Annotated in this window: 14 protein-coding genes; 7 read left to right on the top strand and 7 right to left on the bottom strand. The window is 72.1% G+C overall.

From position 1 onward, the window contains the following. Nucleotides 1-4: 4 nt before the first annotated feature. Together QMZ92_RS27435 and QMZ92_RS27440 are read right to left on the bottom strand one after the other, a co-directional pair. Nucleotides 5-850 (bottom strand): alpha/beta fold hydrolase, encoded by an 846-nt coding sequence (locus tag QMZ92_RS27435; RefSeq protein WP_283300189.1) that lies wholly within the window; start codon nt 848-850, stop codon nt 5-7. Then, nucleotides 847-1,560 carry a DUF998 domain-containing protein gene (locus tag QMZ92_RS27440; protein WP_283300190.1) on the bottom strand — a complete coding sequence of 238 codons (714 nt, stop codon included), beginning with the start codon at nt 1,558-1,560 and terminating at the stop codon, nt 847-849. The genes QMZ92_RS27435 and QMZ92_RS27440 overlap by 4 nt, the downstream gene beginning before the upstream one ends. A 93-nt stretch (nt 1,561-1,653) precedes the next feature. Here QMZ92_RS27440 and QMZ92_RS27445 point away from each other — a divergent pair, with 93 nt between their 5' ends. Together QMZ92_RS27445 and QMZ92_RS27450 are read left to right on the top strand one after the other, a co-directional pair. Then, nucleotides 1,654-3,393, top strand: coding sequence for a multicopper oxidase family protein (locus QMZ92_RS27445; protein WP_283300191.1), 1,740 nt, complete (start codon nt 1,654-1,656; stop codon nt 3,391-3,393). Nucleotides 3,394-3,510: 117 nt separating this feature from the next. Then, a complete protein-coding gene (locus QMZ92_RS27450) occupies nt 3,511-5,271 on the top strand; it encodes an NAD+ synthase (RefSeq protein ID WP_283300192.1) in 1,761 nt (586 codons plus the stop codon). A gap of 148 nt (nt 5,272-5,419) precedes the next feature. Here QMZ92_RS27450 and QMZ92_RS27455 read toward each other — a convergent pair whose 3' ends face one another. The 3 genes from QMZ92_RS27455 to QMZ92_RS27465 all read right to left on the bottom strand — a co-directional run bounded on the left by QMZ92_RS27455 (nt 5,420) and on the right by QMZ92_RS27465 (nt 9,125). Further along, the gene (locus QMZ92_RS27455; protein WP_283300193.1) at nt 5,420-6,442 is read right to left on the bottom strand and encodes an endonuclease/exonuclease/phosphatase family protein; all 1,023 of its coding nucleotides are present in this window, start codon (nt 6,440-6,442) and stop codon (nt 5,420-5,422) included. Nucleotides 6,443-6,720: 278 nt separating this feature from the next. Then, a complete protein-coding gene (locus QMZ92_RS27460) occupies nt 6,721-7,398 on the bottom strand; it encodes a TetR/AcrR family transcriptional regulator (RefSeq protein ID WP_283300194.1) in 678 nt (225 codons plus the stop codon). Nucleotides 7,399-7,508: 110 nt separating this feature from the next. After that, a complete protein-coding gene (locus QMZ92_RS27465; RefSeq protein ID WP_283300195.1) occupies nt 7,509-9,125 on the bottom strand; it encodes an MFS transporter in 1,617 nt (538 codons plus the stop codon). Nucleotides 9,126-9,309: 184 nt separating this feature from the next. Here QMZ92_RS27465 and panB point away from each other — a divergent pair, with 184 nt between their 5' ends. Continuing rightward, a complete protein-coding gene (panB, locus tag QMZ92_RS27470) occupies nt 9,310-10,176 on the top strand; it encodes a 3-methyl-2-oxobutanoate hydroxymethyltransferase (protein ID WP_283300196.1) in 867 nt (288 codons plus the stop codon). A 196-nt stretch (nt 10,177-10,372) separates the two neighbouring features. Here the strand turns inward: panB and leuE are convergent, their stop codons facing one another. After that, nucleotides 10,373-11,026: a leucine efflux protein LeuE gene (leuE, locus tag QMZ92_RS27475; RefSeq protein WP_283300197.1), complete on the bottom strand. Its 654-nt coding sequence runs from the start codon at nt 11,024-11,026 to the stop codon at nt 10,373-10,375. 268 nt (nt 11,027-11,294) lie between these two features. Here leuE and QMZ92_RS27480 point away from each other — a divergent pair, with 268 nt between their 5' ends. The 3 genes from QMZ92_RS27480 to QMZ92_RS27490 all read left to right on the top strand — a co-directional run bounded on the left by QMZ92_RS27480 (nt 11,295) and on the right by QMZ92_RS27490 (nt 13,640). Next, a complete protein-coding gene (locus QMZ92_RS27480; RefSeq protein WP_283300198.1) occupies nt 11,295-11,759 on the top strand; it encodes a YncE family protein in 465 nt (154 codons plus the stop codon). Nucleotides 11,760-11,832: 73 nt separating this feature from the next. After that, the gene (locus tag QMZ92_RS27485; protein WP_283300199.1) at nt 11,833-12,828 is read left to right on the top strand and encodes an ATP-binding cassette domain-containing protein; all 996 of its coding nucleotides are present in this window, start codon (nt 11,833-11,835) and stop codon (nt 12,826-12,828) included. Then, on the top strand, nt 12,825-13,640 hold the full coding sequence (locus QMZ92_RS27490; protein ID WP_283300200.1) for an ABC transporter permease: 816 nt from the start codon (nt 12,825-12,827) through the stop codon (nt 13,638-13,640). The genes QMZ92_RS27485 and QMZ92_RS27490 overlap by 4 nt, the downstream gene beginning before the upstream one ends. 18 nt (nt 13,641-13,658) lie before the next feature. Here the strand turns inward: QMZ92_RS27490 and QMZ92_RS27495 are convergent, their stop codons facing one another. Then, nucleotides 13,659-13,913: a hypothetical protein gene (locus tag QMZ92_RS27495; protein WP_283300201.1), complete on the bottom strand. Its 255-nt coding sequence runs from the start codon at nt 13,911-13,913 to the stop codon at nt 13,659-13,661. 413 nt (nt 13,914-14,326) lie between these two features. Here QMZ92_RS27495 and QMZ92_RS27500 point away from each other — a divergent pair, with 413 nt between their 5' ends. Further along, nucleotides 14,327-15,133 carry a site-2 protease family protein gene (locus tag QMZ92_RS27500; RefSeq protein ID WP_283300202.1) on the top strand — a complete coding sequence of 269 codons (807 nt, stop codon included), beginning with the start codon at nt 14,327-14,329 and terminating at the stop codon, nt 15,131-15,133. Nucleotides 15,134-15,374: the final 241 nt, after the last annotated feature.

Here is a 15,374-nt window from a genome sequence, read left to right on the forward strand (position 1 = left end):
CCCCTCACCCCGGCTTCAGGACCGCCCGGGCCACCGCGTCCGGGCGGTCCAGCATGACCATGTGCCCTGAGGGCTCGACGGCCTCGAAGTGCGCGTCGCCGAGTTCCGCGGCGAGTGCGCGCTGCCGTGCCAGCCAGCGCCCCGTCGAGCGGCGGCCGCGGCCGTCCGACGCGGCCAGCACGGTCACGGGCACACCGTGCGGAAGCGGGAACCGGGTGCGCAGGGCGAGCAGTTCGGCGGCGACCGCGCGGTAGTGGGTGTTCTCCAGCAACGCGCCCTGGAGCACGCGCGAGGTGCCGTAGCAGCGGCGCACGAGCGTGGCGGGAGCCGGGTCACCCCCGCCTTCGCGGAACAGCCGGACCACGGCCCGGCGGAGGGCCGGGCCGACCGCGGCGGGCGCTCCGACCGCCGTCAGCGCCGTGCCGAGGCCGTGTGCCGCGGCCGTACGGACGGCGGGCGCGCGGGGTGCTCCGGCGTCCTCCTCGATGCTGGCGTCGACCAGGACGAGTCCGGCCGTACGGGAGGGGTGGAGCCGGGCGAAGGCCTCCACGTGAAAGCCGGCGATGGAATGTCCGACGACGGTGGCGGGCGGTCCGCCGAGCCCGAGGGCGTCGAGGATCCCGGCGATGCGGTGGGCCTCCCCGGCGGCGGACGGAGGCACCACGGCGGCGCCGCTCAGCCCGTGCCCCGGCCGGTCGAAGCGGACGACCGTGCGGTACGGGGCAAGCAGGGGCACGACGGGGTCCCAGTCGAACCAGCTCATGGCGAGGCCCGCACTGAGGACGCAGACGGGTCCGCTGCCCTCGACCACCACGTGGTGGGGCACTCCTCCGATCCGCACGAACGTCACGCCGTCCCCCTCGCCCCCGGCCGCGCACCCGGCCGGCTGCTGCCGTCCCGCGCCATGGACAGCGCGAGTACCGCCAGCCACCCTGCCACGACCAGCACCTGGAGTCGCTGCCCGGCGCCGAGCCACCAGATGCCGCGGCCCGCCTCGAAGGCGGCGACGGCGGTCAGCGTCCAGGCGGTGGCGCCGAGTTCGACGGCCACGAGACCCGGCCCGAACCGGCCCAGCGCGGGCCACCGGTGGTAGCGGCGGGCCGCGATCGTGAGCGCGACCATGCCGGTGAGCGCGCCCGTCATGGCGAGACCGGAACTGACGGCGTGCGCGGTGTGCGTGGCCGGAACGAGGCCCGCCGTCTCCAGGGCGGCGCACTCCGGGTCGTCGGTGGGCGCGCAGCTGAGCGGCAGCCGTGAGTCGAGGGCGGTCGCCAGGCCGAACACGGCGAGGGCGGTCCAGCCCGCGACGGACCACGGCCGTCTCGGACGCGTCGGCAGGGCGACGGCCGCCCCGGCGAGGACGAGCAGCCCGGCGGCGAGGTCCGTGGCGCGGAACAGGCCGCCGAAGGGCTGGTCCGCCGCCGAGAGTTCGCTGACGTACGCCCGGACCGGGTCGAGGCCGGTGGCCAGGAGCAGTTCGAGCACCCATGCCGTGTAGAGCAGGGCGCCGAGTGCGATAAGCAGCGCGACAGTTCTGGATGTACCGGATGTTTCGGGCATCGTGCCCCATGCTAGGTCGTGCCGCGTTCAGCCCCGCCCGGGGCCCGTCCCCCTGCGGGGGTGGTGCGCGCATGTTCGACCGACCGGAGGGCCATGTCCAGTCAGGAGCACACTCGTCAGACCTCTCGCACCCGTCGCGCCGTACTCGGTGCAGGGATCGCCGCCGCCGGATCGGGGCTGCTCGCCGCCTGCTCCGGCGGCGGGTCGGACGACGGCGGCCGTGGCGCGGCGGGTGCCCCGGCCGAGGGGTCCCTACCTGCCGACGGAAAGAAGGTCGGCGGCCCGGCGGCGGTGCGCAGCGTGGGCCCGCTCCGCACACGTACGTTCACGGCCACGCCCAGCACGGTCGACATCGGCCGCGGACGCGCGTTCAGGACGTGGACGTACAACGACCGGCTGCCGGGCAAGGAGGTGCGGATCAACGCCGGGGACACGCTCGAGCTCACCCTGGCCAACCACCTGCCGGTGCCCACCACCGTGCACTGGCACGGCATCGCCCTCGAGAACAAGATGGACGGCGTGCCGGACGTGACGCAGCCGGCGGTCAAGCCGGGCGGGACCTTCGCGTACCGCTTCACCGTGCCGCACGCCGGCACGTACTGGTTCCACCCCCACTACGGCGTGCAGATCGACAGCGGCATGTACGCGCCCCTGATCGTGGAAGACCCGAAGGAGCCGCTCTCCTACGACCACGAGTGGGTCATCGTCCTGGACGACTGGATCGACGGCGTGGGCGGGTCCACACCGGACGACGTGCTGTCGCAGCTCCGCAAGGGCAAGCCCGCCATGGGCCACGGCAACGCGCACGACGGCGGCCACGACGGCGACGGGGACGACCGGCGCGGCCGGGACCGCGAGGACGGAGCCGACGAGGAGCGCGACGGGCGTCCGCGGTCCCGGCCGACCGGCGGGGTCGACGCCGGGTACGGGCCGGCCCGGGCCGAGGACCCGGACGCCGGACGCGATGCGCCCGGGCCGGCCGGCGGCAGGGGCCCGCGCCGGCTGATGAGCGACGCCGTGAGCAAGCTGCTCGGCGGCCACGCCGGCGATGTCGCATACCCGTACTACCTGATCAACGGGCGCACGGCGGACGACCCGACCGAGTTCAAGGCGAAGCCGGGCGACCGGATCCGGCTGCGGATCATCAACGCGGGCGGCGAGACGGCCTTCCGGGTGGCGCTCGGCGGACACGAGATGACCGTCGTCCACTCGGACGGCTTCCCCGTCCACCCGTACAAGACAGACGCGGTGCTGCTGGGCATGGCCGAGCGGTACGACGTGATGGTCACCGCGAAGGACGGGGTGTTCCCGTTCACGGCGCTGGCGGAGGGCAAGAGGGGCTCGGCGATGGCCGTGCTGCGGACGGGCCGCGGGGACACGCCCAAGCCGTCCACCCGCCCGTCGGAGCTGGACCGCAGGGTGCTGCAGTCGTCCGCGCACCTGCGGCCCGAGGAGTCGGTGGCACTGGACCGGCGCCGCCCCGACCGTCTCATCCGGTTCACGCTGACCGGCGGCATGAAGCGGTACGACTGGGCCTTCGACCGGCAGCCGTACGACCCTGAGGTGCTCCACAGGATCGAGTACGGCGAGCGGGTGCGGCTGGTGGTCATCAACGCCACGGACATGTGGCACCCCATGCACCTGCACGGCCACACCTTCGCCCTGGCCGGCATCGACGCACTGGGCGCCCGCAAGGACACGGCGATCCTGTTGCCGCACCGCAAACTGGTGGCGGACTTCGACGCCGACAATCCGGGGCTGTGGATGTTCCACTGCCACAACATCTACCACTCGGAGTCCGGGATGATGACGACGCTGGCGTACGAGGACTGATCACCACGCCCCGGCGGAGGACGCCTCCCTCCACCGGGACCCGCGCCCCGGGCGCCCCGGGGTGGCGCGCACCACACCGCCGGGACATCGCGTCAGAAAGACGATTACACTGGGCCCGTGCCTCAACTTCGCCTCGCCCTGAATCAGATCGACTCGACCGTCGGCGACCTCGCCGGCAACACCGAGTCGATCGTGCACTGGACCCGGCACGCCGCCGCGCAGGGGGCGCATCTCATCGCGTTCCCCGAGATGGCGCTGACCGGCTATCCCGTCGAGGACCTGGCCCTCCGGTCGTCCTTCGTCGAGGCGTCACGGGCCGCCCTGCGCGCGCTCGCCGTGCGTCTCGCCGACGAGGGCTTCGGGGAGATCCCCGTGATCGTCGGCTATCTCGACCGCTCCGAGAAGGCCCAGCCGCGGTACGGCCAGCCAGCCGGCGCCCCGCGGAACGCCGCGGCCGTACTGCACGGCGGCCGGGTGGCGCTGACGTTCGCCAAGCACCACCTGCCCAACTACGGCGTCTTCGACGAGTTCCGGTACTTCGTGCCGGGCGACACCATGCCCGTCGTCCGCGTCCACGGCGTCGACGTCGCGCTCGCCATCTGCGAGGACCTCTGGCAGGACGGCGGCCGGGTCCCCGCCGCCCGGTCCGCCGGGGCCGGGCTGCTGGTCTCGATCAACGCCTCGCCGTACGAGCGGAACAAGGACGACACCCGACTGGAACTGGTCCGCAAGCGCGCCCAGGAGGCCGGCTGCACCACCGCGTACCTCGCGATGATCGGCGGCCAGGACGAGCTCGTCTTCGACGGCGACTCGATCGTCGTCGACCGGGACGGGGAGGTGATCGCACGCGCACCGCAGTTCGCCGAGGGCAGTGTGATCCTGGACCTCGACCTCCCGGCCGCGGACGCCGACGCCCCTACGGGCCTGGTGGACGACGGGCTGACCGTCGACCGGATCGTCCTCTCCGAGGACCCGCTCCCGTCGTGGGAGCCGGAGCTGACGGGCGGCTACGCGCAGCGGCTCGACGACGAGGAGGAGGTGTACTCGGCCCTGGTCGTCGGACTGCGCGCGTACGTCGCCAAGAACGGCTTCCGCTCGGTCGTCGTCGGCCTCTCCGGAGGCATCGATTCCGCACTGGTCGCCGCGATCGCCTGCGACGCGTTGGGGGCGGAGAACGTCTACGGCCTCTCCATGCCGTCCAAGTACTCCTCGGACCACTCCCGGGACGACGCGGCCGAACTCGCCCGGCGCACGGGGCTGAACTTCCGCACCGTGTCGATCGAGCCGATGTTCGACGCCTTCATGGGCTCGCTCTCGCTGACCGGTCTGGCGGAGGAGAACCTCCAGTCACGGCTGCGCGGGACGACGCTGATGGCCGTCTCCAACCAGGAGGGCCACATCGTGCTCGCACCGGGCAACAAGTCCGAGCTGGCGGTGGGCTACTCGACGCTGTACGGCGACTCGGTCGGCGCGTACGGGCCGATCAAGGACGTGTACAAGTCCTCCGTCTTCAGGCTGGCGAAGTGGCGCAACCGGGCGGCCGAGGAGCGCGGCAGGACCGCGCCGATCCCCGAGAACTCGATCGTCAAGCCGCCGAGCGCCGAACTGCGGCCGGGGCAGGTCGACACCGACTCGCTTCCCGACTACGACGTGCTCGACGGGATCCTGGAGCTGTACGTCGACCGCGACCAGGGCAAGGACGCGATCGTGGCGGCGGGCTACGACGAGGAGCTGGTGACGAGGGTGCTGCGGCTCGTCGACACCGCCGAGTACAAGCGGCGGCAGTACCCGCCGGGCACGAAGATCTCCGCGAAGGGCTTCGGCAAGGACCGCCGGCTGCCGATCACGAATCGCTGGCGCGAGACGACGGCGCGCTGACGCGCGGCCCGTCCGTGACGAAGGGGGCTTCCCGCGTCGTCGGGGAAGCCCCCTTCGCCGTACGGTCGAGCAGCCCGGCGGTCACCGCGCGATCGCCGGGAAGGCGAGACCCGGGAAGACGGGAGCCGGGAAGACGGGGCGAACCGGGTCAGAAACGGATACCGGCCGCTATGGGCAGATGGTCGCTGGCCGTGCGGGGCAGCGTCCAGGACGAGACCGGCTCGACGCCCTTCACCATGATCTGGTCGATCCGGGCCATCGGGAACGACGCCGGCCAGCTGAAGCCGAAACCGTCGCCCGCGGCGCCCTGTGTGGAGCGCATCTGCGAGGTGACCGCGTTCAGGGCGCGGTCGTTCATCGTGCCGTTGAGGTCTCCCAGGAGGACGACCCTGCCCACCGGGTCATGTGCTATCGCCTCGCCGAGCGCGTCGGCACTGGTGTCCCGCTGGCTGGCGGTGAAACCGGCGTTCATCTTGACCCGCACCGACGGCAGGTGTGCCACGTACACCGAGAGGTCGCCGGACGGGGTGGCCACGGTGGAGCGCATCGCGCGGACCCAGCCCAGCTGGATGTCGACGGGCCGGGTGTCGTTCATCGGGTACTTGCTCCACAGCCCGACCGTGCCCTGGACGGAGTGGTAGCGGTACCGGGACGCCAGCGCCTTCTCGTACGCCGGGACCGCGTCGCCCGTCAGTTCCTCCAGAGCCACGACGTCGGCGCCCGAGGCGGCGACCTCGCGGGCGGTGCCCTCCGGGTCGGTGTTCTCGGCGTTCACGTTGTGGGTGGCGACGGTGAGGACCTCCCCGCCGCCCGACTTGTCCGTGAGCAGTCCGCCGAAGAGGTTCAGCCACACGATCGCCGGGACGAGCAGCGCGACCAGCGCCGTCGCCGACCGCCGCAGGAACGCGAGGACCAGCAGCACCGGCACCAGGAGCCCCAGCCAGGGCAGGAACGTCTCGGTGAGACTGCCCACGTTGCCGATCTTGTTGGGGATCTGCGCGTGGAGGACCATCAGCAGGCCGGTGGCCACCGCGACGATCGCGAGGACGACACCGCGCCGCCAGATCCCCCGATCGCTCCGCAGACGGTCGAGCAGGGCCCGGATCCGGGAACCGGGGCGGGGGTCCTCCGCGCTGCCGTGTCCCGATTCCGTCATGTATGCCTGCCGCATGTGCATAGTCCTCACTGCCTTGCCCTGCACACCTCGCCCGCCACGACCCTAGGCGATACCGGGTGTGTTTCTGCCGTACGGGTTCGAGGACGGCCGGGCGCCGCGACGGGTTCCGATCAAGGTTCGCGACCGCGCGGCTGTGACAGAACGCGCATATTGGCCGTGCGGCGGGGAGGCCGGACAGGCCCGGCGAAGGCGGAACGGCCGGGATGGCGGCGCGACGGTCCGGACGAGCTACGGCCACCGCCGCACGGTCGCGGCCCCCTCCTGCCGGACGGTCAGGACGACGACGGCCCGAGGCCCTCCAGCACCGCCGTGACCATGCGTTCCGCGAGGTCACCGGGCAGCGGGGCGTCGGGGCGCATCACGGCGCGCACGAGCATCGGGCCGACCAGGAGGTCGTTGAGCAGGTCGATGTCCAGGTCGTCGCGGATCTCGCCGCGGGCGACGCCGCGGCGCAGGATCTCCAGCACGGTCGCCCGGCGCGGGTCGATGACGGTCGCGACATACGCGTCCCACAACCTGGGGTGGCTCTTCATCTGGGCGCGCACGTTGTGCAGCAGCGCGGACGAGCGCTGGGCGAGGCCGCGGAGGCGGACCGACTCCAGCATGACGACGAGGTCGTCACGGGCGGAGGTGCCGGGCATCTCGGGATCCGGCGGCTCGATGTCCCGCAGGACGTCGACGAACAACTCCTCCTTGTCGGCCCAGCGCCGGTAGATGGTGGCCTTGCCGACCCCGGCGGTACGGGCGATGCGCTCGATGGAGATGTCGCCCAGCGGCAGCCCCTCCTCCAGCAGGGTCACCACCGCCTCGCGGATCGAGCGCTCCGCCGCCTCACTGCGGGGCCGGCCGCGCCGCGGAGCGCTCGCGCCCGCCCCGGCGGCGCTCGCGGCACCCGGGGGCCCGCCCGTTCCCGTACCCGTGCCCCGTGTCGCTCCGGTCCCGCTCGCCACAGCCGCCTCCACTCCGCCCCGCCCTCCCCGTGGCGCCCTTCCGTGATGTGCGCCTCGTCGCGACTCCCGGTCCGCCCCTCGGCGGGTCCCTCGATTCTCGCGGACCCCGGTCATCCCCGCGCCACCCCCGCCGCCGGGCGCTCGTCCGGCAGGGCCGGTGCGTCCGTGGGCTTCCGTCGGCCGGGGAGATACATGGCCACGACGACCGCGCCGATGAGCGTCACCGTCGCCGCGCACAGTGCCGCCAGGTGCATGGCGACGAGGAACGCCTGGTGCGCGGGCGCGATCAGGAGCTGTCCGGCCGGGCCGAGCCGTTCGGCCACGGCCAGTGTCGCCTCCAGAGACTCGCCCGCCGCGTGCTTCGCCTCGTCCGGGACGCCGGGGGCGCGCTCCAGGGTGCTCTCGATCCCGCCCCGGTACGCGGCCGACAGCAGCGAGCCGAGAACGGCCACGCCCAGCGCCCCGCCGATCTGCCGGAAGGTGTTGTTGATCGCGGAGGCCACGCCCGCCTTCTCCCTCGGCAGCGCCTGCATGACCGTGACGGTGACGGGCGACATGACGTGGCCCATGCCGGCGCCCTGCACGAAGAAGGCCAGCTCCAGCGCCCACAGCGGGGTCGAGGCGTCGAAGAAGGCGAAGCAGGCGAGCCCGGTCGCGATCATCATCATTCCGGCCGTGCAGGTCGCCTTGGCACCGAACCGGGCGACGGCCAGCCGGGCACGCGGCGCGAACAGCGACTGCGCCACCGCGAGGGGCAGCACCAGCAGACCGGCCTGCAGCGGGCTGTGGCCGAGCACGCTCTGGAGGTAGAACACCGAGAAGAACGCGACGCCCATCATCGAGAGGAAGGCGAGGGCGGTCGCGGTGATCGCGGCGGAGAACGCGGGATTCCTGAAGTGCGAGAAGTCCAGCGCCGGGTGGTCGATGCGGTGCTCGTACACCACGAATACCGCCAGCACGGCGAGCCCGCCGACCAGGGGCAGCAGCACGGACCGGTCGGAGAGCGAGGCGAGCTCACCGCCGTGGATGATCCCGTAGACGAGCAGGACGAGCCCGACGATGGACAGCAGCACGCCGACGGGGTCGATCCGGCCGGGTTCGGGGTCCCGGGAGTCGGGGACGAGCAGGGCCATCGCGGCGAAGCCGACGACCACCACCGGCACGTTCACCAGGAAGATCGAACCCCACCAGAAGTGTTCGAGCAGCAGGCCGCCCGTGAGCGGACCGAGGGCGATGGCGATACCCACTCCGCCCGCCCAGATGCCGATGGCCTTGGGCTGCTCGTCCCGTTCGAAGACGTTCATGAGAACGGCGAGGGTCGCCGGCATCACGAACGCGGCACCGAGGCCCATCACCGCGCGGTACGCGATGAGCTCGCCGGACGAGCCGGAGAACGCGGCCAGCGCCGAGCCGACGCCGAACACGGCCATGCCGAACAGCAGGGTCCTCCTGCGGCCCGCGCGGTCGCCGATCAGACCGGCCGTGAACAGCAGGGCGGCGAAGACGAGGGTGTAGGAGTTGATGGCCCATTCCAGCTCCCCCTGTGTGGCGCCGATACCCACGGGCGCCGGGGAGGCGATGGTCTTGACCGCCACGTTGAGGACCGAGTGGTCCAGCACCATGATGAGCACGGTGAACATCAGGACGGCCAGAATGAGCCAGCGGCGTCGGTGAACGGCTTCCGGAACCCGGGGTGGGGCGGGGGGTGCGCCCGGCGGTGTGGACATGACCGCAGCGTATTTCTATACGGCACCGTCTCGTATAGAAATGCTGCGCCGTTGGTGTCGGGACCGGCCAACTTTGCGGCAGTGTGAACGGGGCCACTTCACGCGGCGGGCGCGGGGATGCCACCATGGACGCGGTCCGGGGACGCCGTCAGGGCGCCTCGAGATGACGAAGGAGCCGTTCACCATGACGCTTCAGGCTGCCCAGACGCAGCCCGCCGACAGCAGCGGCAAGGCGCTGTACGGCGGCAAGGGCACTCGCCGCATCTCCGTTCACGACATCGCCGCCGCCAAGGAGCGCGGCGAGAAGTGGCCCATGCTCACCGCCTACGACGCCATGACGGCGTCCGTCTTCGACGAGGCCGGCATCCCGGTGATGCTGGTCGGCGACTCGATGGGCAACTGCCACCTCGGCTACGACTCCACCGTGCCCGTCACGATGGACGAGATGACGCTGCTGTCCGCGGCCGTCGTACGGGGTACCAGGCGAGCCCTGATCGTCGGCGACCTCCCCTTCGGCTCGTACCAGGAGGGCCCCGTCCAGGCGCTGCGCTCGGCTACCCGGCTGGTCAAGGAGGCCGGGGTCGGCGCCGTCAAGCTGGAGGGCGGGGAGCGCTCCCTGCCGCAGACCGAGATGCTGGTGCAGGCTGGCATCCCGGTCATGTCCCACCTGGGTCTGACCCCGCAGTCGGTCAACACGATGGGCTACCGGGTGCAGGGCCGCGGGGACGAGGCGGCCCACCGGCTGCTGAGCGACGCCAAGGCGGCCCAGGACGCGGGAGCGTTCGCCGTCGTCCTCGAACTCGTACCCGCGGAGCTCGCGGCCGAGGTCACCCGTTCGCTGCACATCCCGACCATCGGTATCGGCGCCGGCCCGGACACGGACGCGCAGGTCCTCGTCTGGACGGACATGGCCGGGCTGACGGGCGGCAAGGTGCCGCGCTTCACCAGGCAGTACGCGAATCTGCGGCAGACGCTGGGCGACGCGGCGAAGGCGTTCGCCGAGGACGTCGTCGGCGGTGCGTTCCCTGCCGAGGAGCACACCTTCCACTGACCGCCGGGCGCCGGCGCCCGTACCGGCACCACCCGTGCCTCACGATCCACTGCGGCACCACGGCAGCCCGCCGATCTTCCCCCGTCGGCGGGCTGCCTCCTTTCCTGATGCGGCCGGGGCCGGCCCGGGCGGTCTGCCGAGAGCAACGACAGCTCGAAGAGATCCGCCACGAGCCCCGGCGGACGCCGGGCGATGCTCAGCCGCTCGTGGTGGCCAGCTTCGCCGCGAAACCGAGGAACAGCGCCCCCGCCCCCGTCGTGAGGCCCGCCGACAGCTTCCGGCGGCGGCGGAACTGCGTGGCGAGGTACGTACCGCCGAGGATCAACGCGGTCACGTACGCGACACTGATGACCTGGTAGACGAGTGCGAGCAGGGCGAAGGACAGCCCCGGGTGCGCGTACCGGGGATCGACGAACTGCACGAAGAACGAGATGAAGAACAAGATCGCCTTCGGGTTCAGGACGGTGATCACCAACGAGCGCCGGAACAGCCTTCCGCCCGCCGACGGGTCCGGGGCGCCCTCGGCGTCCTCCGTCTTCTCGTCACGGCGGCGCCACAGTGCCCATGCCGCCCGGATCATGCCCACCGCGATCCACGTCAGGTAGCCGGCGCCGGCGTACTTCACGACGGCGAACAGAAGCTGGTTGGCCTGGAGCAGCGAAGCGAGCCCGGCGGCCGTCGCCACCATGAGCAGGGTCTCGCCGAGGAACACTCCCGCCGCGGCGCGGTAGCCGGCCCTCACCCCCAGCCGTGCGGCGGCCGACAGCGTGAACAGCGAGCTCGGCCCCGGCAGCAGAATGATCAGCAGCGCGCCCAGGGCGTAGGTCAGCGGATTCTCCACTCCCGGCATTTCGCACCTTCTCCTCGTCCGCCGCGGCCCGGCGGCCGGCCTGGCCCCGGGAGACGGCTGTCCGTCCCGACCACCGAAGCCGGCGAACACCTCCCGCCGGTGCTCCCGTGTCACGGTGATCCCGGGAGCCGCCGGACGGCTGTCGGCCTCTGAGCTGCTGTTGAAGAAGTCCAGCCGCTCGTGGTCGACCAGCAGACCCCATGCCGGACCGTTCGGCAACGGATTAAGCCGCGAGAACCGGGCCAGGGGGAGCTCCACCCCTCCCGGCATGTGCCGTTTCCCGGCGATGACGCGGTGCGGAGCTCGTTCTCCCGGAGCACACGGCGGTGGGCACTCGGCGGACGGCTCGGGCGCCCGGGACGACCTGGCCCTCAGCCCGTACGGCAAGCGCCTCTACGTCAGCCTGGACGCGGACGACCCCGACCAGCCGGGCAGCGTCGCGGTGGTCGACACCAAGCGGCAGAAGGTCACCGACGTCGTCACCGAGGGCGTCGGCCCGGACCCCGAGAACATCACCTTCACCGCCGACGGCCGCCAGGTGTACCTCGCCAACGCCGGGAGCAACAGCCTGTCGGTGATCAGCACGAGGAGCGACAGGGTCCGCACCGTCATCACCGACGGCATCGGCAACGAACCGCACGGCCTCACCGACGGCGGGGTCAGGGTTCGCGCGAAGCACTGCAAGCCGCGACGTTCATGGCTCTTCGGCCACGACGAGGGCCGCCGGTCCTGACTTCCGGCCGTGTGTCGGCGGCCCGTCGGCGATATGTCGGCGGTCCGTCGGCGGCGGTCGGGACGATGGCCTCATGACGCGAACCGACAACAACGCCGTCGAGGTACGGGGCCTCGTCAAACACTATGGCGCGACGAAGGCGCTGGACGGGGTGGACCTCGATGTCCGGGAGGGCACCGTCCTCGGTGTCCTCGGGCCCAACGGCGCCGGCAAGACCACGCTGGTCCGCTGCCTCTCCACTCTGATCACCCCCGACGCCGGACGCGCCACGGTCGCCGGCCACGACGTGGTGCGCCGGCCCCGGCAGCTCCGCCGCACGATCGGCCTGACCGGCCAGTACGCCTCCGTGGACGAGAAGCTGTCCGGCCGTGAGAACCTGTACCTGATCGGGCGGCTGCTCGATCTGTCCCGCAAGGACGCCCGGCGCCGGTCGGACGAACTGCTGGAACGGTTCTCGCTCACGGACGCCGCGAAGCGCCCGGCCGCCACCTACTCCGGCGGTATGCGCCGCCGGCTCGACCTGGCCGCCTCGATGATCGGCCGGCCCGCCGTGCTGTTCCTGGACGAGCCCACGACGGGGCTGGACCCGCGGACCCGCAACGAGGTGTGGGACGAGGTGCAGCGGATGGTCGCCGAGGGCGTCACCGTCCTGCTCACCACCCAGTACATGGAGGAGGCCGAGCAGCTGGCGCACGCGCTGACGGTCGTCGACCGGGGCCGGGTCATCGCCGAGGGCGGGGTCGCCGAGCTGAAGGCGAAGGTCGGCGGACGCACCCTGCGGATCCGGCCGGCCGACGCGGCGCAGCTGGCCGCGATGGCGTCGGCCGTGCGCGAGGCGGGCCTCGACGGTGTCGCCGGCGTCCAGGCCGTCCCGGACGAGGGCGTGCTCCACATCCCGATCCTCAGCGACGAGCAACTGACCGCCGTCGTGGGCCTGCTGGGCGCCCAGGGCTTCGCCGTCTCCGACATCGGGACCGAACTGCCCAGCCTGGACGAGGTCTTCCTGGCCATCACCGGCCGGCGGACCGCCTCCGTCACCGACACGCTCCCCCAGGAGGTCGCGGCATGAGCGTCGCCATGGCAACCGTTCCCGCAGCCGCCGACGACGGGCGGATCGGTCTGCGCGGGAGTCTCCGGCACATCGGTGCGCTGGTCCGCCGCAATCTGCTGTGGATCCGGCAGGACCCGGAGTCCATGATGGACGCGGTGCTGATGCCGATCGTCCTCACCCTGCTGTTCGTGTTCGTCTTCGGCGGCGCGATCGCCGGCAAGGGCAACCACGACGCCTACGTCGACTACGTCGTCCCCGGACTGATGGCGATGATGGGCATGAACATCGCGATGGGTGTCGGCACCGGCTTCAACCAGGACTTCCGAAGCGGTGTGATGGACCGCTTCCGGTCCCTGCCGATCGCCCGCTCCTCCGTGCTGATCGCCAAGATCGTCGTCGAGATCGGCCGGATGCTGGTCGCCACCGCGATCCTGTTGACGGTCGGCTTCCTGCTCGGTCTGTCCGTGGACGACGTCCCGGGTCTCCTGGCGGCGGTCGGACTGTCGCTGGTCTTCGGCTCCTCGATCATGTGGATCTTCCTCACCATGGGCGTGACCATGAAGAACGCCCAGACCATCCAGGGAATGGGGTTCCTGGTGCTGATGCCGCTGCAGTTCGGTTCCTCGATCTTCGCCCCGACCGACTCCATGCCCGGCTGGCTGCGGGCCTTCACCGACCACAACCCGCTGTCGTCGCTGGCCGACGCGGCCCGCGGGCTGATGAACGGCGGCCCGGTGGCCCAGGACGTGTGGGTGACGCTGATCTGGTCGGCGGTGATCACCGCGGTGATGGCCCCGGTGGCGATCAGGAAGTTCCGGACGAAGTCCTGAACTCCCGGCTCCGACCGTTCACGGGGCGGCGGCCTCCTCCCGGGTGAGGACGCCGCCCTCGGCGCGCCGGGCCGTGAACTCCGCGTCGCCGAGCAGGGCGCGGACGGTCCGCTCCGTACGGTCGTGGCTCTCCCGCTCCAGGGCGCTGACCACGGCACGTCCGGCCGGCTTCACCTGCTCTACCCGCCGGGCAGCGGTGCGGCGTCCCCGCACCTGCTCCGGACCGGGTCCCGCCCGTGCCTCGGCCGCGGTGAGCAGTCGGACCGCGGACATGCACGGCGCCACCGTCGGCGGTGCGGCGTCCCCGCACCTGCTCCGGACCGGGTCCCGCCCGTGCCTCGGCCGCGGTGAGCAGTCGGACCGCGGACATGCACGGCGCCACCGTCGGCGGTGCGGCGTCCCCGCACCTGCTCCGGACCGGGTCCCGCCCGTGCCTCGGCCGCGGTGAGCAGTCGGACCGCGGACATGCACGGCGCCACCGTCGCCGGAGCCCACCCGCCCGTTCTCCGCGACACCCGCGCCGCTCCCCGCCGGGTTCCGGCAGCGCGGCGGAACTCCCGCCCCGCCCGGGACGTTCTGGCCGTGCCGCCTGTACGGTCGGCATTCGGCCTGCGGATCCGCCGATCACGGCCGACCAGGAACCAGCCGTGCACGTACCCGCCGATCACGCCCCGGGAGCACCCTCGATGACCTCGGCCACCACCCGCTCCAGCGACCGGACGGTCTCGCCCGTCTTCCTCGGCATCGCCGCGATCACGGCGGTGACGGGCTGGGCGGTCTGGACGGACTTCGCGGACAGCCCGGGCGTCGCGGTGTTCCTGTTCGTGACGGCCGCGTGGATCGTGTCGCTCTGTCTGCACGAGTACGCGCACGCCCGCACGGCCCTGCACGGCGGGGACCTCACGGTCGGCGCCAAGGGCTATCTGACGCTCAACCCGCTGAAGTACACGCACGCGGTGCTGAGCATCGTGCTGCCCGTCCTCTTCGTGATCATGGGCGGTATCGGCCTGCCCGGCGGTGCGGTCTTCATCGAGCGGCACCGGATCAAGGGGCGCTGGAAGCACAGCCTCATCTCCGCTGCGGGCCCGCTGACGAACGTCCTGTTCGCGGTCGTCTGCACGGCCCCGTTCTGGCTCGGTGCGCTCGAAGGCGTGCCCCTCGGCTTCCGTTTCGCCCTGGCCTTCCTGGCGCTGCTGCAGGTCACCGCCGCGATCCTGAACTTCCTGCCGGTTCCGGGTCTGGACGGGTACGGGGTGATCGAGCCCTGGCTGTCGTACGGCTTCCGCCGTCAGGTGGAGCCCTTCGCGCCGTTCGGGCTGCTGGCGGTGTTCGCCGTCCTCTTCATCCCCGAGGTGAACCACGCGTTCTTCGACGCGATCTTCGCCCTGATGGACGGGCTCGGGGTGTCACGGGCGGAGGTCGCCTGCGGCCAGGACCTGTACCGCTTCTGGACCGAGCAGTACCCGGAGTGCACGGCGCTGCTCGGCCGCTGAAGGGCCGTTCAGCATTCCCCGGGGGACCGGCGCGCGGCGTCCGGTGCGTGCGATCGCAAGGCGGAGGGTCGTCCCTCGTACCGGACGTACTCGGACGACTCCGGCAACGGGGCGTGGGGCACCTCCCGTGCCCGATGGGCCACGGGGGAGTGCGTGCCGGACGTCGCGGGCCAGGAGGGACTCCTCGCAACACGCCGGGGTGCCGCATCGGGCAGGATCTGCCCCGTCGCGACCGGCCGGC

Origin of the sequence: Streptomyces sp. HNM0645, from assembly GCF_030056615.1 — a bacterium.
In the GTDB taxonomy this organism is placed as follows: Bacteria; Actinomycetota; Actinomycetes; order Streptomycetales; family Streptomycetaceae; genus Streptomyces; species Streptomyces marianii.